This is a genomic window from Ferrimicrobium acidiphilum DSM 19497, assembly GCF_000949255.1.
GTDB classification, from domain to species: Bacteria; Actinomycetota; Acidimicrobiia; order Acidimicrobiales; family Acidimicrobiaceae; genus Ferrimicrobium; species Ferrimicrobium acidiphilum.
Genome location: NZ_JXUW01000011.1, coordinates 1 through 20,686, shown reverse-complemented (window position 1 = coordinate 20,686; position 20,686 = coordinate 1). Strand labels below are relative to the sequence as shown.

General features: G+C 53.7%; 13 protein-coding genes and 1 tRNA gene. 12 read left to right on the top strand and 2 right to left on the bottom strand.

Annotated elements, in window-relative coordinates; genetic code table 11:
- Positions 1 to 41: 41 nt before the first annotated feature.
- Positions 42 to 2,477: a leucine--tRNA ligase gene (gene leuS / locus FEAC_RS06760; protein ID WP_035389710.1), complete on the bottom strand. Its 2,436-nt coding sequence runs from the start codon at positions 2,475 to 2,477 to the stop codon at positions 42 to 44.
- 102 nt (positions 2,478 to 2,579) lie between these two features.
- Between leuS and FEAC_RS06755 the strand changes: the two genes are divergently transcribed.
- The 8 genes from FEAC_RS06755 to FEAC_RS15150 all read left to right on the top strand — a co-directional run bounded on the left by FEAC_RS06755 (position 2,580) and on the right by FEAC_RS15150 (position 15,437).
- Positions 2,580 to 2,656, top strand: a tRNA-Ala gene (locus tag FEAC_RS06755).
- Positions 2,657 to 3,216: 560 nt separating this feature from the next.
- Complete coding sequence (locus tag FEAC_RS06750) at positions 3,217 to 5,649, top strand: type I restriction-modification system subunit M (RefSeq protein WP_081901109.1); 2,433 nt, start codon at positions 3,217 to 3,219, stop codon at positions 5,647 to 5,649.
- Positions 5,649 to 6,914 carry a restriction endonuclease subunit S gene (locus FEAC_RS14660; protein ID WP_035389708.1) on the top strand — a complete coding sequence of 422 codons (1,266 nt, stop codon included), beginning with the start codon at positions 5,649 to 5,651 and terminating at the stop codon, positions 6,912 to 6,914. Before FEAC_RS06750 ends, FEAC_RS14660 begins: the two co-directional genes overlap by 1 nt.
- Complete coding sequence (locus tag FEAC_RS06740) at positions 6,911 to 7,855, top strand: GIY-YIG nuclease family protein (RefSeq protein WP_035389706.1); 945 nt, start codon at positions 6,911 to 6,913, stop codon at positions 7,853 to 7,855. Before FEAC_RS14660 ends, FEAC_RS06740 begins: the two co-directional genes overlap by 4 nt.
- Entirely contained in the window at positions 7,852 to 10,938 is a 3,087-nt protein-coding gene (locus FEAC_RS06735; protein WP_035389705.1) for a type I restriction endonuclease subunit R, read from the top strand. Before FEAC_RS06740 ends, FEAC_RS06735 begins: the two co-directional genes overlap by 4 nt.
- Positions 10,925 to 11,653, top strand: a complete 729-nt coding sequence (locus FEAC_RS06730) for a M48 family metallopeptidase (protein WP_035389703.1) — start codon at positions 10,925 to 10,927, stop codon at positions 11,651 to 11,653. Before FEAC_RS06735 ends, FEAC_RS06730 begins: the two co-directional genes overlap by 14 nt.
- Before the next feature lies 1 nt (position 11,654).
- Positions 11,655 to 14,600 (top strand): TrlF family AAA-like ATPase, encoded by a 2,946-nt coding sequence (locus FEAC_RS06725; protein WP_035389702.1) that lies wholly within the window; start codon positions 11,655 to 11,657, stop codon positions 14,598 to 14,600.
- Positions 14,601 to 15,167: 567 nt separating this feature from the next.
- Entirely contained in the window at positions 15,168 to 15,437 is a 270-nt protein-coding gene (locus FEAC_RS15150) for a hypothetical protein (protein WP_152623120.1), read from the top strand.
- Positions 15,438 to 15,787: 350 nt separating this feature from the next.
- Here the strand turns inward: FEAC_RS15150 and FEAC_RS06710 are convergent, their stop codons facing one another.
- Positions 15,788 to 16,147, bottom strand: coding sequence for a hypothetical protein (locus FEAC_RS06710; RefSeq protein WP_035389697.1), 360 nt, complete (start codon positions 16,145 to 16,147; stop codon positions 15,788 to 15,790).
- 488 nt (positions 16,148 to 16,635) lie between these two features.
- On the opposite strand from FEAC_RS06710, the gene FEAC_RS06705 reads away from it, so the two are divergent.
- The 4 genes from FEAC_RS06705 to mobF form a co-directional block, all read left to right on the top strand.
- On the top strand, positions 16,636 to 18,759 hold the full coding sequence (locus FEAC_RS06705) for a hypothetical protein (protein ID WP_152623119.1): 2,124 nt from the start codon (positions 16,636 to 16,638) through the stop codon (positions 18,757 to 18,759).
- Positions 18,760 to 19,186: 427 nt separating this feature from the next.
- Positions 19,187 to 19,360 (top strand): hypothetical protein, encoded by a 174-nt coding sequence (locus FEAC_RS15520; protein ID WP_156099280.1) that lies wholly within the window; start codon positions 19,187 to 19,189, stop codon positions 19,358 to 19,360.
- Between the two features lie 161 nt (positions 19,361 to 19,521).
- The gene (locus FEAC_RS15515; RefSeq protein ID WP_035389694.1) at positions 19,522 to 19,848 is read left to right on the top strand and encodes a hypothetical protein; all 327 of its coding nucleotides are present in this window, start codon (positions 19,522 to 19,524) and stop codon (positions 19,846 to 19,848) included.
- 164 nt (positions 19,849 to 20,012) lie between these two features.
- Positions 20,013 to 20,686, top strand: a 674-nt coding sequence (gene mobF, locus FEAC_RS15510) for a MobF family relaxase (protein ID WP_035389692.1), incomplete at its 3' end; no start/stop codon positions are given.

Here is a 20,686-nt window from a genome sequence, read left to right as displayed (position 1 = left end):
AATCGACGACAAACCTAGAGTCTCAAAAAGATCCAATTGGGTTAGCCGACAACGAAGTTGATCACCCGTGGCAGCTTGGTGATCACCCTTCGCACCTCAACCCCAGTCAGATAAGACGCTATTTCGGCTTCGGCGATGGGTCGGACCACTTCCTCGGTCGCGCCAGGGTCGATGGACAGAGTACCGCGAGTCTTCCCATTGACTTGGATAACCAAGGTGACCATCGCAGATGCAAGTACCGCGTGATCGGGCTTTGGCCACGGCTGGGCATGAACATCACGGTGATACCTTCGTTCGTAGAGCTCGCTGGCGATGTGCGGTGCCATCGGAGCGAGGAGTTCGAGCATGGTTCGAAAACCGTAATCGAGGGTAGCTGGATCCGCGCCATCGACCTCAGCCTTCGACAGGCCGTTTATCAACTCCATCAATGCAGCTACCGACGTGTTGTAAGCCCATCTCTCGATACCATCTGTGGCACGAGCAATGAGCTGTGAGATGGTGAGATAGATCGGCTCGTCCCTATCTGGCTCGCCCTCCACGACCGCGATCCGATCCGCCAGAGCCCACACCCGCTGTAGAAATCGATGACAACCCTCAATCATCTCATCGGTCTGATCGGTCCAATCGAAATCGTCAGCCGGGGGCCCAACAAAGAGATGGAACAAACGTAACGAGTCAGCACCAACGGTATCGAAATATCGCTGTGGGGTAACTAGATTACCCTTCGACTTCGACATCTTAGAGCCGCCTAAGCGAATCATCCCCTGCGTGAAGAGGCGCTTAAACGGCTCGCGTAGCGTCGAAGGGATCAGACCAAGATCCGAAAGCGCCCGAGTGAAGAACCTCGCATAGAGAAGATGAAGGATGGCGTGTTCTACCCCGCCGATATATTGATCGACCGGCATCCAATCCTCGACCGCCGCGGCATCAAAGGGGCGATCCTCGGAGAATGGATCACAGAATCGCAAGTAATACCAGGAAGAATCGACAAAGGTATCCATCGTGTCGGTCTCACGCGTAGCGAGACCTCCACACTTAGGACAGGTAGTAAAACGGAACGCATCACTGTGGAGCAATGGGGACTCTCCAGTGGGGCGAAACTCTACATCATCAGGCGCCAAGACAGGAAGTTGATCCTCTGGAACCGGCACCGTACCACATGAATCACAATAAAGGATGGGAATTGGACAACCCCAGAATCGCTGCCTTGACACTAGCCAGTCACGAAGCCGGTACTTCACCGATCCTTCACCGGCTCCAAGCTCTTCGAGCCGCTGGATAATTTTCGCTTTCGCTTCATCGATGGTTAGTCCATCAAGAAAATCACTATTTACTTTGACACCCTGACCGGTATAGACATGTCCTTCGAAACCCTCAGGACGTTGTACGGTCTCGACTGCTGGAAGGCCAAAATTTTGAGCAAAGGCGTAATCACGGTCATCCTCACCGGGCACCGCCATGATAGCTCCGGTACCGTAGTGTCCAAGTACGTAATCAGCCACATAGATGGGAAGACGTTCACCTGAGACAGGATTAATGGCATATGTGCCCAAAAAGACGCCTCGCTTAGACGCGTCCTCTCCTGCCATACGTTCTAGCTCGCTCCGAGTTGATACCTCCTCCAAGAAGGTGGCGACCAGGTCCTTGTGATCGTCGATGGTTAGCCGAGAGAGGTCAGGGTGTTCTGGTGCAACCACCGCAAAGGTGGCACCAAATATCGTGTCAGGACGAGTGGTGAAGACCTTCAGCCGATATCCATCAAGACCTCCAACCTCAAACGAGACCTCTGCCCCAACAGAGCGTCCAATCCAGTTGCGCTGCATCGTCTTTACTCGTTGAGGCCACTCAAGTTCCTCAAGTCCATCTAGGAGTTCGTCGGCGTACTGGGTTATCTTGAAAAACCATTGGGTCAGCTCTCTCCGAACTACCAAGTCACCAGAGCGTTCACAGGTTCCGTCAGCTAGCACCTGTTCGTTCGCCAGCACAGTTTGGCAGCCCGGACACCAGTTGACTGGCGCATCGCCACGATAGACCAGGCCAGCCCGATAAAACTGAAGAAAGAGATATTGCGACCATCGAATGTAGCTTGGGTCATGGCTGTAAATCTCGCGACGCCAGTCGTACGCAGCCCCGAGTCGCGATAGCGAAGCTTTGAGCTCTGCCATTCGTTCTTCAGTGAAGATACGAGGATGTACTCCCGTCTTGATGGCAGCATTTTCGGCTGGTAGTCCAAATGAATCGAACCCAATAGGAGAGAGCACCGCGTCCCCGTTCATCGTGCGATAACGAACGTTCAGATCCCCAAATGTATAGTTGCGAACATGACCCTGATGTGCAGGCCCCGAAGGATACGGGTACATACAAAGGACATAGGATTTAGGTCTAGGGTCATCATTACTAACGTGATAGGCTTCGCCTTGGCTCCACCTAGCTTGCCACGCAGTCTCTATCGCTGGCGGGTCATATCGATCGCTCATATGCAAAAAGCCTAGTGTGCACGCCATCCGAGCCACTCGGTTGTGGCAACGCACCGACCTGAGATCTATAGCCAGATACTACACTGTCTTCGGTAAACCATTGGGGGTGTAGCTCAGCTGGTAGAGCGCTTGACTGGCAGTCAAGAGGTCCGAGGGTTCGAGTCCCTTCACCTCCACCACATTACAGCAGGTCACAGCCACTATTTGATGGCAGGCAGCGACGAAGAAAGTTTGGCCGGTTGCCTTAGCGGTTGCCTATGGTAATTTGATCCTCACACAATCGGGTGCGCCGAGGTGTACAGCTGCTCTGTTCGGGCAGAGTTTTACGACCTCCTTTATTGCCTCAAGAAAAGAGTCCAAGAATCCTCACCGGTCGAGTGCCTTGCACTATCGACCCACGCCCGACCAGGCCATTTAAGAGGTCTCCCCGGAGCGGAAGTAGCACCGCGGCGAGCCGTAGCTAAAAACTCTCGTTCGCAAACTAGTACGACGCTCGCCTATCGATGAGACCTCCAGTATTCGAGGTTCTAGAACGCTCTGGCTCAGGAACTCAGCTACTACGCATTCCTGTACCAGAACGAGTCAAACCATCAGCTGCCTCCATCTCGTGCTATGGTAGAAATGGGCATACAAGCTGCTTGGTTGGGTTTCTAGGAGTTGAAATGCGGCCTATGCTACGAACCGTTTTTGAAGGAGTTAGTAAGTTTATGACCATTGGCAACAGGTCGAGGAGAGCTGCGTGACTTTACGAAAGTCCGATCTCTACGGCTCCCTCTGGAAGAGTTGCGATGAGCTGCGCGGTGGAATGGATGCCTCTCAATACAAGGACTACATCCTGACCTTGCTGTTCGTGAAGTACGTATCCGATAAGGCAAAGACTGACCGGAATAGCTTGATCGAAGTCCCAGTTGGCGGTTCCTTCGACGACATGGTCGCACTCAAGGGTGACAAGGAAATCGGCGACAAGCTCAACAAGATTATCGCCAGGCTTGCCGAGGCTAACGACTTGCAAAGAGTCATCGACCAGGCTGACTTCAACGACGAAGAGAAGCTCGGTAGAGGCAAGGAAATGCAGGACCGCCTCTCTAAGCTCGTAGCCATCTTCGCTGACCTTGACTTTCGAGGCAGTCGTGCCGAAGGTGACGATCTACTCGGTGATGCCTACGAATACCTGATGCGCCACTTTGCAACCGAGTCCGGCAAGTCCAAGGGACAGTTCTACACCCCAGCCGAAGTCTCTCGGATTCTTGCCAAGGTGGTAGGTATTGGTCCAGATACCAAGCAGGACCACACGGTCTATGACCCTACCTGTGGTTCCGGGTCGCTCTTGCTCAAAGTCGCCGACGAAGCTCCTCGTGGCATCACTATCTATGGGCAGGAGAAGGACAACGCCACCTGGGCACTGTCGAAGATGAACATGATCCTACACGGCAACGCGGATGCTGAGATCGAAAAAGGCGATACCATCACCAGCCCAGAGTTTCTCGACGGCAGTCAACTTCGCACTTTTGACTTCGCTGTTGCTAATCCTCCATTTTCAGTGAAGTCATGGAGTAGTGGCCTGGAGAACGACTATGGTCGCTTCGAGTTCGGCAGACCTCCTGAGAAGAATGGTGACTACGCCTTCTTACTACACATTTTGAAGTCCTTGAAGAGCACCGGCAAGGCGGCTGTCATTCTACCCCACGGTGTCCTCTTTCGCGGAAACGCCGAGGCAACCATTCGAAAAGAGCTCGTCAGACGTGGCTATATCAAGGGGATCATCGGACTGCCTTCCAACCTGTTCTATGGCACCGGCATTCCAGCTTGCATTGTGATACTCGACAAAGAGAACGCTCAAGCTCGCAGTGGGGTCTTTATGATCGACGCATCGAAGGGCTTCATGAAGGACGGCCCGAAGAACCGTCTACGAAGCCAGGACATCCACAAGATTGTCGACGTATTCAACAAACAGACAGAGATCGCTCGTTACTCCAGCATGGTGCCATTTGCCGAGATCGACGATCCAAAGAACGACTACAACCTCAACATCCCTCGCTATATCGATTCCTCTGCGCCCGAGGACATCCAGGATCTCCACGCGCATCTAGAAGGCGGCATCCCGGAGCGAGACATAGACGCACTCGCTCCCTACTGGGACGCCTTCCCGAGCTTGCGTTCAACGCTCTTCAAACCGAACCGTCCTGGCTATGTGGATCTGGCGATCGACATCACAAGAGTCCAGCAAACCATCCTGGACTCCGAGGAGTTCAAGAGCTTTGCGGAAGCGGTAAGGCACAAAGTCGATAACTGGTTTATGGACCACCGTCTAGCGCTAAAGAACCTAAGCTCTGACACCAAACCGAACGCACTGATCGCCACGCTTGGAGACGACCTACTAGAACGGTTCAAGGCTGCGCCGCTACTTGATGCCTACGATGTCTATGAACAACTCATGACCTACTGGCATTCGACGATGCACGACGACATCTTCCTACTAATGAATGATGGCTGGGTTAACGCTGCCAAGCCTCGCAAGGCCATAGAGGACAAGGACCGGAAGCTAGCGGAGGTTCCTGACCTTGTGATCGGCTCTGGTAAGTCCGCTACCAAGTACAAGATGGACCTGGTGCCACCGGAGCTGATTGTCGCTCACTACTTCGGTGATGAACAGACCCGAGCGGATGCGCTCAAGGCTACAGCCGAGGAAACCAGTAGAGCAATCGAAGAGTACATAGAAGAACATGGAGTCGAGGACGGTCAGCTATCAGAAGCCATGGATGATGGCAAGGTGATCAAGTCCCTTGCAATATCTAGGCTCAAGGAAGCTAAGCGGGAGAGATCTGACCCTGACGAAGTCAAGGGTCTGGAACGGCTACTTGAGCTGTATGCCGAAGAGTCCTGGGCCAAGAAGGCTGTCAAGGATGCCCAATCTGCTCTGGATCTCGCAACGTTGAGGAAGTGCGGAGAGCTAAACGAGGCAGATATCCAACAACTGGTGCTCGAGGATAAGTGGCATGCCAGTATTGCAGCCGGTGTCGGAAGCGAGGTCAACGCACTCACGCTAGCTCTTGTCGTCCGCATCCAGGAGCTCGGGGAGCGCTACGCCGAGACGGTTGATGAGCTTGACGAACAACTGAGAAGCCTTGAGATCAAGGTCGCAGCGCATCTGGTTGATATGGGGTTGGAGTGATGAGTGCGATAAAAACGTTACCCTCAGACTGGACCGTTGGGTTACTTGAGCACATCAGTATCAAGATCCAGGACGGAACGCACTTCTCGCCCAAGCTCGGCGGTACCGAGTTCAAGTACATCACCTCCAAGAACGTCGGCCCAGGGCGGCTGCGTCTCGAATCGGTGGAAACTATCTCGCGCGAAGAGCACGAGAAGATCTACCACAGATGTGACGTGCGTTATGGCGATCTGCTGCTGACCAAGGATGGGGCAAATACAGGCAACGCCACCATCAACTTGTTTCGGGAAGAGATCAGCCTACTTTCGAGCGTCGCATTCATCCGTGCCAACCCGCGACGATCCATCGAGAGTTACATTCTCCAGTATCTGCTTTCGGCAGCTGGTCGAAAACAAGTCGAGGATGCCATGGCGGGTAACGCCATAACCCGACTCACTTTGGCTAAGATCAAGGATCTTCGAATTCCACTGCCGCCGGTTCCAGAGCAGCGAGCGATTGCCGAGGTCTTGACCGACGCCGACGACTTCATCTCCACCCTGGAGCGCCTGATCAAGAAGAAGGAAGCCATCAAGCAGGGAATGATGCAGGAGCTCCTGACAGGGCGGACGCGGCTGCCGGGGTTCAATGGCTCATGGTCTAAGACGACATTGGGCAACCACGTCACATACGTGAGGACCGTTCCGCTGTCACGAGATCAGCTTGATGTTGCTTCGCGTCTCAAGTACCTCCACTACGGCGACATTCATACTAGGACAAGCCCGTTTCTAAATGCATCACAGGAAGAAATGCCCAGGGCATCATCCCATCTGGCTGGTAAAACTGGACACCTGAGAGTAGGTGATCTTATATTCGCCGATGCTTCTGAGGATTACGCAGGAGTCGGAAAATCTGTCGAATTAGTGGGCGTACCCACGGAGGGCGTGATTGCCGGGCTACACACCATCGCAGCGCGCTTCGACAAGTCGGTGCTAGCGGATGGATTCAAGGCGTACCTCCAACACATTCCATCGTTTCGACAGGGCTTGTTACGTCTGGCCGCCGGTACGAAAGTTCTTGCTACGACTCGTTCGTACATTTCTAGCATAGACGTTAGCCTGCCCTCCACAAAGGAACAACAAGCGATTGCCGGAGTGTTGACAGACTGCGAACAGGAGATCGCCGTTCTGGGTCATCGGCTTGATAAAGCCCGTGCCATCAAGCAAGGCATGATGCAGCAACTCCTCACCGGTCGAACTCGGCTACCTGTTGCGGAGACAATGACGTGAGCGACGGGAAGTCCATCCGCCTCTTCTTGGCAGACGGTACCCCTGGTGGCCTTTTGACAGCAGAGATCATGAACTGGACGGGCCACGTAGTCGCTGCTCCACGCTCTGACCTGGCTTCGCTCCTAAAGCGCCCGGAGGCCAGTCGGACTGGCATCTATATCCTGCTCGGTGACGACGCAAAGAGCCTTGGTGACACGATCGCCTATATCGGTGAGGGGGACGATGTCAGCAAGCGACTCTATCAGCATGCTCGACCCGAAGACCAGGGAGGTAAAGACTTCTGGAATAGGGCGATCGTCCTAACCAGCAAAGACACCAACCTCACCAAGGCGCATGCTCGCTATTTAGAGTCCCGCCTGATTACCCTGGCTCAACAAGCCAACCGGGCGGTACTGGTGAACGGAACCGCACCACCTCCGCTACCACTTCCTGAGGCCGATATCTCCGACATGGAGTACTTCATCGCTCAAGCAAAAATCGTGCTACCTGTCCTTGGCGTGAACCTATTTCGCTCGCTACCTTCAGCCGGAGAAACTCAGCAAGCACCGAGTGCCATGCAAGCCACGTCGTCGGCACTGTCTCCTATTTTTCAACTAGGTCCGACGAAAGAACGCATCATTGCGACCGCCCAGGAAGTCGATGGGGAGTTCACTGTATTAAGTGGATCACTAGCAAGGCTTAAGTGGATCGGTGTTGATGACGGCTACCTGCGTCTCCGTGAGAAGCTCGAAGAGGATGGCACACTCGTGCTCTCAAATGATAGCAAGTCTCGGGTATTCACCCGCAACCAGGTCTTCACCTCGCCATCGGCCGCAGCGGCGGTGATCTTGGGCCGTAGCGCGAACGGTAGAACTAACTGGAAGGTGCAAGACAGCGGAATTACTTATGGAGCGTGGCAAAGCCAAGGTATCGATCAGGCGCTAGCGGAGTCTGGACCATGAGCGACGTCGGCCAAACCGAACGCAACACTCAGAATCGGATCGTTCGCTTCTTTGCCGAGCAAGTCTGCTATGACTACCTGGGTAACTGGGAGTACCGGGTGGGTAACTCTAACGTCGAGGTAGGTCTGCTCACCGAGAACCTCAAGGCTCGTGGATATTCTGACTTACTAATCAACAAAGCAGTCGACAGACTCAAGAGCGACGCCTCGCTTGGCGGCGGTCGTGATCTCTATGAGGCAAACAAGGATGTCTATGAGCTCTTGCGCTATGGAGTTCATGTTCGGCCCGGCATAGGAGAGCAGACCGAGACGGTCTGGCTGATCGATTGGAAGCACCCAGAGGCAAACCACTTTGCCGTTGCCGAGGAGGTTACAGTAGCTGGCGTCCACACGAAACGCCCGGATCTCGTCCTCTACGTAAACGGTCTGGCACTGGTAACCATTGAGCTCAAACGCTCCAAAGTGGCGGTGTCAGAAGGTATTCGCCAGACCATTGGCAACCAGAACGCTGAGTTCATCCGATCATTCTTCACCACTGTGCAACTGGTCATGGCTGGCAATGACGTCGAAGGGCTACGTTATTCTGTCATCGACACACCCGAGAAGTACTGGTTAGCCTGGAAAGAACTCTCAGAGATCGAGGAGCCACTTGAGCGATCTTTGGGTCAGCTCTGCGCCAAGGAGCGGCTCTTAGAGATCATCCATGACTTCATGGTCTTTGATGCTGGAGTGAAGAAGACATGCCGTCACAACCAGTACTTTGGCGTCAAAGCTGCTCAGGCTCGGGTTGTAAAGCGCGAAGGCGGAATCATCTGGCACACCCAGGGCTCTGGCAAGTCACTCACTATGGTCTGGCTGGCTAAGTGGCTGCGAGAGAACCAACGCGATGCTCGAGTTCTACTCGTCACCGACCGCACCGAACTCGATCAACAGATCGAGGGGGTCTTTAAGGGCGTCAGCGAGGACATCTACCGTACCAAGAGCGGTGTTGATCTCCTTGGCACGCTAAACGAGAGTCTGCCCTGGCTGATCAGTTCGTTGATCCATAAGTTCGGCACCTCAGAGGACGATTCGGAGCGCGATGAGGCCGAGGGTGATTTTATCCGGGAGCTAAAGGCAAAACTACCAGCGGACTTCAGGGCCAAGGGCAACCTCTTCGTCTTCGTTGACGAGGCTCATCGAACTCAGTCTGGCAAGCTCCATGATGCCATGAAACAGATCCTCCCCGGTGCCATGTTCATCGGCTTTACTGGAACACCACTACTAAAAGTAGAAAAACAAACTAGCATCGAGACCTTCGGCTCATTCATCCATACCTATAAGTTCGACGAGGCAGTCGCCGATGGCGTGGTACTGGATCTGCGCTACGAGGCTCGGACCATCGATCAAGAGCTGATGGCGCCGGCCAAGGTCGACCAGTGGTTCGAGGCCAAGACCAAAGGCATGACCGATCTCTCAAAGGCGGAGCTAAAGAAGCGTTGGGGCAACATGCAGAAGGTGGTCAGTGCTGAACCGCGCGCCCGACAGATCGTCAATGACATCCTGCTCGACATGGAAACCAAGCCACGACTCATGGATGGTCGAGGCAATGCCATGCTGGTTAGTGCCAGCATCTACCAAGCCTGTAAGTTCTACGAACTGTTCTGTCAGGCTGGCTTTAAGGGCAAGTGTGCCATCATTACCAGCTACGAGCCCCAGGCTGGTGGCATCTCCAAGGAAGACTCAGGAGAGGGAGCCACCGAACGCTTGCGCCAATATGAGATCTATCGCCAGATGTTGGCTGATCACTTCAAGGAGACAGCTGATCAAGCAGCCGGGAAGGTCGATCTCTTTGAGCGCCAAGTCAAGGAGAGATTCCTCGCCGAGCCTGGCCAGATGCGCCTACTGATCGTCGTTGATAAGTTGCTCACCGGTTTTGATGCCCCAAGTGCCACTTATCTCTATATAGACAAGAAGATGCAAAACCATGGTCTCTTCCAAGCCATCTGCCGGGTGAACCGGCTCGATGGAGATGACAAGGATTATGGCTACATCGTTGACTATCGAGATCTGTTCAACTCGTTAGAGTCAGCGATCACAGACTACACCATCGGTCCCTTGGACGGCTATGACGAGCAAGACATCGAGGGCCTGATGTCGGACCGTATCGAGAAGGCCCGTATGGATCTTGATGAGGCACTTGAAAAGATCAGAGCGCTCTGTGAACCAGTTGAACCTCCCAAAGGTACGCTTCAGTACCAGAGGTACTTCTGTGCACGCGAGCCAGGTAATGTCGAGCAGTTAAAGACAAACGAGCCCAAGCGAGTCGAGCTCTATAAGGCCGTCACGGCATTGGTACGAAGCTATGGCAACCTGGCTAACGAGATGGATGTAGCTGGCTATAGCGATGCTCAGGCGCAAGCCATCAAGGTAGAGGTCACGCACTACGTGAATGTTCGCGACGAAGTAAAGCTCGGCGCAGGGGAGGACGTTGACTTCAAACAGTACGAGGCAGGCATGCGACACCTCCTTGATACCTACATCTTGGCAAAACCCTCCGAGGTTCTCTCCAACTTCGATAACGCTGGACTGATAGAACTGATCGTCAGACTCGGACCGAATGCCATCGAAGGACTACCTGAGGGAATCAAACAAGACCCCGAAGCAGTCGCCGCCACGATCACCAACAATATGCGCAGTCTCATCACCGATGAGCGACCGACAAATCCGAAGTACTACGACCGAATGTCAGCACTTCTTGATGCATTACTAGAGGAGCGTCGAAAGGGAGCACTTGAATACAAGGAGTTCCTTGCTAAGTTGCTAGAACAGGCAGCAAAGCTCGGCAAGAGAGAATCCGAGACTGACTATCCAGAATGGGCCAACAACGGCGCTCGACGAGCTCTTGTTGACTTCTTCGCCCCAGACCTCGACCTTGCCTCTCGGGTCGACAAAGTTGTACTTGAGACAAAGCCTGACTCATGGGTTGGCAATCAACTCAAAGAGAGAAAGGTAAAACTGGCGATTAGGGAAGCCCTCCCTGGCGGTGATGCTCGCCTTGATGACCTGTTTGAACTCGTGAAGGCACGAAGTGAGTACCGCTAACTCGCGTCTCAGGGTGAGCGACATCGAGGTCGATGTCGTCTACAAAGGGGTCAAGAACTTACATATTGGCGTCTACCCGCCCAATGGACGCGTGCGGGTTGCGGCGCCTGAAACGCTCGATGACGATCAAGTGCGCCTAGCGGTTATCACACGTCTCTCCTGGATCAAGAGGCAGCGCCAGAGACTGCAGGCTGCCGAGCGCCAGAGTATGAGAGAAATGGTTACCGGCGAGTCTCACTACGTGTGGGGAAGGCGTTACCGGTTGAAGGTCATCGAGTGCCCCGGTCGGGCTCATATAGAGCTGACAGACCAACGACTCCTGCTCTACATCCCGGTAGGCACAACTGTTGATCGGCGACGGGACCTACTAGATCATTGGTATCGTGAGCAACTGCGTCTCACCATTCCTCCTGTGCTCGCGGAGTGGGAACCAATACTTGGTGTCACGGTATCGCAATGGAGGATTCGCAGAATGAAGACGAAATGGGGTTCGTGTAATCGAGAGGCGGGTCGCATCTGGTTTAACCTCGAACTAGCCAAAAAGCATCCCGAAGGTCTCGAATATGTCGCGGTCCATGAGATGGCTCACCTCCTCGAACGGGGCCATGGGGAGCGCTTCATCAAACTGATGGACAAGAACATGCCTGACTGGAGAGCACGCCAAGCTCGATTGGACCGAGCACCGCTTGGTCATGAACGATGGGGAGAAATGTGAGATGACAGGTAATCAACAGGGCTCTCTGTGGAGGCGTTGGGACCCTCACATCCACGCTCCGGGAACACTCCTAAATGACCAGTTCGGCGGTAACGGGTCCATTGACGACTACCTAGATGCCATCGAAGCAGCATCTCCGTCACTAGAGGCCGTCGGAGTAACTGATTACTTAACGACAAGGTGCTACGAGGCGGTGGCCGCTGCGAAGCATGACAAAGGACGCCTCGCGGGTGTCGCCCTCCTCTTTCCAAATATAGAGCTACGTCTGAGCATCGAAACTAAGAAGAGCAAAGGAATCAACCTACATCTCCTTGTCTCACCTGACGACCCTAGACATCTTGAGCGACTCAACCATTTCCTTGCGCGACTTACCTTCGAATACAAGAAAGACAAGTACACCTGTGCGCCTGCGGATCTGGCCCGCCTGGGTCGGGCGCATGATCCCTCTCTGCCCGACGACGAGGCCGCGCTACGTGCAGGAGTGAACCAGTTCAAAGTTGATTTTCGGCAGCTGCGCTCTGAGTTTGAGGACAGCGAGTGGATGCGAGCGAACTCCCTTGTCGCCGTCGCTGGCAGCTCTACCGATGGCACGGCGGGGTTGCAGACCGATAACACAAGTTTCGCAGCAATACGCCAAGAGATTGAGGGATTTGCGCACATTATCTTTTCAAGTAACGAGAGGCAGGCGGCGTTTTGGTGTGGCGAACTAGGGGCAACAAAGCACGATCTGGAGACTGAGTACGGTGGTCTCAAACCATGTCTCCACGGTTCCGATGCGCACTGCATAGCCGACGTTGGGAGACCCGATCTTGGTCGCTACACCTGGATCAAGGGCGATCCGGTATTTGAGTCACTCCGGCAGGCCTGCCTTGAGCCAAGAAGCCGTGTCTACATCGGGCCGCTGCCTCTAGAGCTCGAGAGTCCGGAACGAACACTCGCATCCGTTAAAACCTCTGGTGCTCCATGGTTGCTGGATAGCGGAATGCCACTGAACCCGGGCCTCGTGGCAGTGATCGGAGCTCGGGGTTCCGGAAAGACAGCACTAGCCGATCTGATTGCTCACGCGGGCGGCAGTAAGCTACCGAGCAACGGCAACGATTCATTCCTGGTGCGGGCGAAACAGTTCCTGAGCGGTGTCAGTGTCGAAGTTGAATGGAGCAATTCCGATCAGTCACAATCTCAGGTCGGGAAGACCCCCGACGACGATCCTGAAGTCCACTACCTCAGCCAGAAGTTCGTCGAACACCTGTGCAGTGCCGAAGGTATTGACGACGAGCTGATCGAGGAGATACAGAAAGTTGTATTCGAGGCGCATGATCCGTCGGCGCGTTTGGAAGCAACGAACTTCAACGAGTTACTAGAAGAGCGGGTCGGCGATACCCGGCGCCAACGCACCTATCTCACAGAACAACTTGATCGTATATCGGAGGATGTTCTTGCTGAACGGACGCGCCGCGCTGAGCTCCCAGGCAAGAAGAAGGCGCTTGAAGTCCTGCACTCTCGGCTGATGACGGACAAGAACAACAGAGACGCGATAGTCAAACAAGGCGAGAAAGAACGCGCCGCTTATTACGAACGACTTCAAGAAGAAATAGACAGGCGACAACGGAAGATGCAAAATGCGGCAAAACGTACCCAGCGCTTAGTACATCTCGCCGAGCAGGTGCAACGCTACGAAGCAGACATACTCCCCCGCCTTACAAACCAACTTCAATCGGAATATGGATCGCTGGCACTGTCGGAAGTGGATTGGGCCGAATTCAAACTGATATTTGAAGGTTCTCCCACGGACGTCATCGCAAGACATCAGAAGAACAATGCCGAGATGATCAACCGCCTGCAGACGGCAGATCCTGACGCTCCTGCGACTATCACGTCAACGGCAGACCAACTGCGTAATGTCGCTTTGGCCACCCTAAAAGACCAATTTGATAAAGTCTCTACGGAGATCGGTATCGACAGGCAGAATGCGCAGAAGCTTAAGATGCTTAATACGCGCATTAGCGCGAGGCAGCTCGAAATCGAAAAAGCACAGCGCGATATCGACCTATTCGAGGGATGGAGCGAGCGGCTGAAAGAACTCGTTCGGGAGCGCTCCGAGGTGTATCAGCAATACTTTGAACTCGTGCTCGCGGAGGAGAAGATCCTCGAAGAGCTATACCAGCCCTTGTCAGCCAAGCTCACAGACACAGGAGGGTCGGTCGGAAGCCTCCGTCTCAATGTAGCGAGAAAGGTTGATCTCCAACTCTGGGCTTCACGTGGCGAGGAGTTGATCGATCTACGAAAGATCGGTAAGTTTCGCGGCCGTGGATCACTTGCACAAATGGCACGTATACTGCTGTTGTCTAGCTGGGAAACCGGCACAGCCGCCGAGGTCGTGCACGCGATGTCCGAGTTCCGAAAACAGTATGATCAAGCTATTATCGAGCAAGCTAATGCAGAATCTGGAACGCCTGAATACCAACAGTGGACGCTCGATGTCGGTCGATGGCTATACTCCACTGATCATATTTCTGTCACGTACAATTTCGAGTACGAAGGCCAACCGCTTTTCCAGCTGAGTCCCGGAACTCGGGGGATAGTATTGCTGCTGCTGTACCTAGCGCTTGACGTCAACGACCATCGCCCATTGGTTATAGATCAGCCGGAAGAGAACCTTGACCCACGCTCCGTGTTCAAAGAACTGGTGTATCTGTTTCGGAATGCGAGGGCGAGACGACAGGTTATCATTGTCACGCACAATGCAAACCTCGTTGTCAATACTGACGTCGACCAGGTGATCGTTGCCACTTGTGTAAGAGATAAGGAAGGCAACCCACCAAAATTTAATTACCACGCTGGCTCGCTAGAAAATGCGGCTATTAGGACTGATGTCTGCGAGATCCTCGAAGGTGGTGAAGCCGCGTTCCGAGAACGAGCACGTCGACTTCGAATCAGCCATATCTAGATGCATGTCGGAGACTTCTACTCGAATTAAAGTGCAACGACATGGGGACCATTGGATTTATTCCCAGTCGAGTGGTGAACCCCTGTTCGATCCACCTGAAATATGAGAAGACCGGCCACAATAGATGTGGGAGGAAATCGCATCAAGGGCAAGGGCAAGGGCAAGGGCCAGAATAGGTCATCACAAAAACTAGCAGAGGGCAATTGTTTTCAGGCGATCAGACGCTTAACAAGGGCAAACGGTAGCTGAAGTAGCAAGAAACTTTGGCATCACAGAAACCACTTGGCATAGATGAGAGGACTCTTGACACCGGTGCGGCAGAATGAAGGCTAATGAGGTAACACGCTTGAAGGAACTCGAAGCGGGACACTACAAACTCAGGACAATCGCGCCGGACTGGACTCTTGACAAGTCCATGGTAAAACATGAATGTCAATAGAGCCCCATGTTTTCTATCTGCTTCAGGGTCACGTCTTCCCAGGCTAAAGATGGAAAGAAAGCAACTCTCCTGTACTGCGCCTTCTGATTCTGAAATACTCCGAGAGGCCAGACCTCGAAGAATATCACATGAGCAGGGTCGAGCTGATATTCCCGGCAGATGAATTTAAAGATCAGAGAGATGCCATTCGTGATGGAAGGGCCTGGATTCCCAGGGACCTCAGTGACGATAACAACGAAGCTGCTGGTATCGATGGCATAAAGTCGGAGCCAATATATACCGTGTTGTTGGCCGATAAATGGAACCCGAATAAGACCGTGGCGGATGGGAGCGGAAGCCATAGTCCAAGCCTATGCTCTGGCCCCGACACCCTGCTCTATCGCGGTTCAATTCGGTAATTATGCGAAGTGTAGTCCACTGCGCGGACCGTTCCACACTGCGCGACCTCTATGGAGTTTCTTTCTGATGCGGGTGGTCAAAGATGTCGCGGTTCGATATAGCAGTAAACAACGTTCACAGGTTCACCCATCGTTCATAGCAGTAGTGGCAGTGTTACCTCGCGTGCTAGCCAATGCCAAGAAATTCCCGGATCCACTTTGGGTCTCTGATCACGAATCGACCGCGACGAAGAACTCCCTTGACATCCCTCTCGCGCATTGCGACGTGCACGGCTACGGTAGCTCGCGCTACGACCACTATTCACTCAAGAACAAAATCGCAACTGCCTGATGGATATCACCCAGCATTCTCAATTACCCTGTGACATTGACACTCCAGGCTCCTTAGATTTTGCGGGAACTGCTTGGTTCGCTGGAAAATTAATCGTCACAGAGATACCCGTCCCGACTGACAAAGAGAAAGTTACTCCCTCGCCAAGTTTTTCAACGATCAAGTCAAGCTTGTCGAGGATGCACGTGATCCACCCCTCGAGTTTGTTGACGATCTCTTCAACTGGATCTAGGTCCCCGATCGACTCGTAACTTTGCGGTGGAATCAAACCTTGATTGATTGCTGCAACGGCTGCCGTAGCATGAGCAAGCGCTTGGCGGGCAGTGGGTACGTCCGACACGATTACATCATCCATGCGTTTGACATGTGTCTCTATCAACTTATTGGTCTGCTTGCCCCCATAACTCGATCTCCTTCCCAGTAGAACAATGTCACCATGATACAGCTCGCACTTTCTCGTGTGCAACGGATGGAGTCGTGTCAGGAGTTTGCGGCTAGCATTCACTTCGATTAGCGCCGTACATTCAAGAAGAGCAACGTCCCCCGCGACGGCGATTCGCAGTCACCCACCGAGCTTCGATCCTACGCGCGCCAAGTATCCAACACACACCAGCGTGCGCACCGGCAACCCGATATTGTTACCCTCTGGAGAGGTGGGGCTTGTCTGGTAACCCTACGCAGAGTAACGTTTGGGCGTAGCCATGAATTGAATATTCACGCCCATTTCAGTCAACGCCTTTGGGACCCGAGTTGTTCGAAAACAAGCTCCTAGATATCGGAGCAATGCCAAAGCTGTTGCTTTGGAGCATTCTGTGCGAAACTAGAGTTATGCAATCACGTGAGTACCTCGGCCAAGAAGAATTTCGCATGGTAATTGCGCCAGCGCGAGTCGCGTACCTTATTGGTGAAGGAAGCGTATCGGGCTTCATAAGAGCGGTTCAAGAAGCATGTACACGTTGGGGGGGCGTCACTGAGCCGATTATCCCCGTCAACCAAGATTTAGAGCTCGATGACCAGTGGCGCACCATTGCGGAACTCGCCGATGTGGATGAACTCGTAAATGTTGATTGCGATGATCGGGCTGCCCAGGCCGTTTCTAAACGCTTAGGGTTGCCTCTTGTTTCGATTGATGTCATCGATCAAGAGGGTCCTGGTCGGCATACCTGTCACCCGATGGTCATCAGCCAAGAAGATCAACAATCATGGAGCCAATCAGCAGAATACGCCGGGGGTTTTGGGCCGATAACTGGCTCCTGGTTCTACACCGAATCCACCGATGATCTAGGGGACCTCTGGGCGATCGCGGCAGCAGGCACCTTTGCATCAGCCATCGCTAGATCACAAGGCTTGGTCGTACCCAGCAGTCCCGGTCAATCAACGGGCTTCGCCTCCAGGCAGACTGCCCTTGATCGCACGGCCTCACAGTTTGGCCAGCATTGGAGTGACGGTGGCCCCTATACACGCCCAGCGGTCTTCTGGCTCTGCGATAAGGACCCATTCCCGGATTGCATAGCATATTGGAACTTTCGAGCACTTCGGCCCTTCGGTCGAGAGAGCGTACCCATGCTGCTACTGCCCGCTGAAAAGGTTGATAGCTGGATCCTCTTCTTTGAGCGAATCCAGGAATTACTTCGAGGTCGATCAGGTGTGTTCCCGGCTGATGCTGTTTTATATAGCCAGGAGGTCACACCAGATCGACTTCGCACAATTGCGGAATCGTGGGGTTTAGTGGAAGACAGCAGGAACCCGTCGCAAGAATTTAGTGCAGTGGATGCCATCGCTCCTCGACTACCGCCGTTCACCTACCGCGTTGGCATAGATCCAGTGCCTTATATGAGTTGGCACCGTCGCTACGGGATGACAACGAGGGTTCCCATACAGGTCTTTCGAGATAAAACATCAGTTGCCTTCAACTCTCCGGTACGCTTCGCTGGTTCCGGAGCCACTAAAGTAAAGATCAATTCCGATATCCTTTCGCCTTTTCCCAAACGCCCCTCTATTGCGCGACTTATTCAGCCCGAGAGCCACTGGCGGGATGGCGGGATCGAACTGTACCAACAGGCATTGTCCTACTATGAGATTGATATCTGCGTTCCTCAACTTCGCGAAGTCGTTGAAACGTTGCTCGACGATGCGACCGAATCGCATTGCCTGTCCGATAAGGGTCGCATGGGTCAGAGCATTACTCCGTCGTGGAAACTCGAGCGTCTGTTGGAGCCTGGGGTATTCGAGGCGATCCGCTCCTTAACGACCTTGAGGAAAGAGCGCGTAGGTGCCGCCTTGGACGAGCAAGCTGCGAAGGGAAACCAATTAGACCTCTCGAGGTTGGCTAGCGAATTTGGTCGTCTTGAGCGCACGAGTCAATGTACGAGCGACCTATGTGGCGTCCACCAGCCAGAGGTCGGGGTCGTCGCCGCGGAGACTCTCGTCACACTCGGCTGGGCCGAGCGTGGGTGTCGGATCAGCTGTGAGCGCTGCTCCGTCACGAGTTTTGTTCCCTTTCGCGACACCACTCCCTCTGCGAGATGCCCGGGGTGTGAGAGTTCTGGACGGTACGCTTACACATCAGCGGGGATCACTACCTACTACCGTCTCAACTCATTGATTGACTTAGCAAGTGACCAAGGGGTTCTGCCGCATCTCTTGGTGATAGCTGCGCTACACAAGCGGTCGTCGAACACGTTCATTTTGCCAGGGGTGAATGTTTCCTTCGACGATGGTATCGAGAGCGAGGTTGATCTCTTTGGCGTCCATGATGGAAAAGTAATCGCAGGAGAAGTAAAAACAAGTGCAGCAGCTTTCGACGAAGAACAAATTCATCGCGATGTTAAGCTGTCCAAGCGTCTCTTGGCCGATGCACACGTAATGGCTTGCACCGAACCGCTGGAGGAAGGTGCGATCACGATAGCGGAGGAAGTCGCCCAGAAATATGGAGTCCACCTTGTCATCCTGGATGCCGTGGATTTGCGACCCGTAATCGCAAACATCTAACCCATATATCCCAACCACAAATGGGACAATGACCCCGGCAATCTAGCACGTATAAGGGGAATACGCTGGAGCTAGACAACATTAAGTAAGTCAGAGGTGCTCAAGTTGTGCTTCTAGAATCGCCAGGTAGACATCGAGATACGTAGACGTCTTATGCTTTGGGCCCAGCGCTTCGGGAAGCATCCACGCCGCTTCTTGGTTACTCCTTCCACCCCGAACATTGTGCGAAGTTACGAGCCCCGGTTCGCAATGTAGAACCTTACTTCACCGTGGATAGAGGTATGAATAAAATTAACACTTGTCTGGTTGCGGGCCTAACTCCTGAAGCCCTTCAACTCTAACTCCTGGGAGTGATTGACAGGTACAACCAATCGACCATACTCCTCCAGGACACCAAAGGGGGGTCCCATGGAGAGGAGGTCGACGGGTGTCAAAGAAGAGAGGAACGTGGGGAACTGAAATGAACTATGTTAGGGAGGTGATTCGCCTCCACTATGAACTCGAGAAAAATCGTAACGAGATTGCGCAGTCGTTAGGGATATCACATGCGACGGTATCGCGGTTCCTTGGACTTGACGGTGGAGCGTGCAGTTTTCAGTGACCGTTAACACACTGAGCTCAAAGCGTTGATGTATCCGAATCCGGCTGGTCCAAGACCAACGACGATAAAGGTACCGATTGACCTTGCCCATGTTGTTAGCGAACTTGGCCGAAAATCCATGACTCGAGCACTCCTGTATCAGGAATATGTAAAGGCTGTCAATGGCCAACGAGGGTTCCGAGGTCTATGGCTACTCGAACTTCTGTGTCCAGAGCCTCTCGCCTGGCTGGGCACAACTGACCGAGTTGATCGAGACGGATGGCAGTCAAGCATTGGCCTCGAGCCAGGTACGAAGGGCACTCTCTCGCTGGGAGTGGAATCGCGTGAGGCAGGAGTCGGAATTCTTGGTCATACCTACAGGGGTGAGCAGACGAAAAGCCGCAAAGCAACATCGAAACAGCGAAAGTCCCAACCGAAACAAGCCCGCACCCCGATTCCTAACCGCTGGCCCCAACCAGAGCCCAGCCGGTGCCCAACGCCTGACCTAACCCCAAACACCCAAAACCTGACGAAGTTCCTACCACACACCTTGCATCCGAGGCCGCTACCGCGAGATTCGAACAGGCATTCGTCAATGTGCGTGACAGATTTCCAACCGTTGGGCCCTCCAACAAGGGCGTACTCGGCACCCCTTGACCAAAGGAACACTCCCATGCTCACCATTCGCAAGCTCTCCCTCGGCCAGGGTTATAAGTACCTCATGGACTCGATCGCCGTTGGCGATGGCCGAGGAGATCAGAGCTCAGAACTAACCCGTTACTACGCAGAGTCTGGCACCCCACCGGGTCGATGGAAGGGTAGGGGTCTGGCTGATCTCGGAGAGGGAAAGGGGATCGAGCACGACTCAGAGGTCACCGAATCCCAGCTGTGGAACATGCTTGGACTCGTTGCTGATCCCCTCACTGGTGATCCAGTTGGACAGGCGTTACGAATCCGACGGGTGAGTATGAGCGATCGGATCAAGGCCAAAGTTGCCAGGTTACCAGAGACCCTCACAGGGGAGGATCGAGCCTTGGCGATCGAAACGATCAAGGCTGAAGAGGCCCAAGCAGAAAAGAAGATCGGCAAGCCAGTAGCTGGTTTCGATCTCACCTTCTCACCCTCTAAATCCGTCTCTGTCGCCTGGGCCTTAGCCGATCCGGAGACCAAAGCAATTATCTATCGCTGTCATCAACGAGCCATCGACTATGTCCTTGCCTATGCAGAACGTGAAGTGATTCACTCGCGCTCTGGTAAGAACGGTGTCCTCCGAGAGGACGTCACCGGCATTAGTGCTGCAAGCTTTACCCACTATGACAGCCGAGCTGGTGATCCACAGCTCCACGA

What these genes read in the sequence shown, in the direction of transcription:
- FEAC_RS06705 (WP_152623119.1), top strand. Translation starts at nt 16,636, where the DNA reads ATGGTAATTGCGCCAGCGCGAGTCGCGTACCTTATTGGTGAAGGAAGC.
- FEAC_RS15150 (WP_152623120.1), top strand. Translation starts at nt 15,168, where the DNA reads ATGAGCAGGGTCGAGCTGATATTCCCGGCAGATGAATTTAAAGATCAG.
- FEAC_RS06735 (WP_035389705.1), top strand. Translation starts at nt 7,852, where the DNA reads ATGAGCGACGTCGGCCAAACCGAACGCAACACTCAGAATCGGATCGTT.
- FEAC_RS15515 (WP_035389694.1), top strand. Translation starts at nt 19,522, where the DNA reads ATGGCCAACGAGGGTTCCGAGGTCTATGGCTACTCGAACTTCTGTGTC.
- FEAC_RS06725 (WP_035389702.1), top strand. Translation starts at nt 11,655, where the DNA reads ATGACAGGTAATCAACAGGGCTCTCTGTGGAGGCGTTGGGACCCTCAC.
- FEAC_RS14660 (WP_035389708.1), top strand. Translation starts at nt 5,649, where the DNA reads ATGAGTGCGATAAAAACGTTACCCTCAGACTGGACCGTTGGGTTACTT.
- leuS (WP_035389710.1), bottom strand. Translation starts at nt 2,477, where the DNA reads ATGAGCGATCGATATGACCCGCCAGCGATAGAGACTGCGTGGCAAGCT.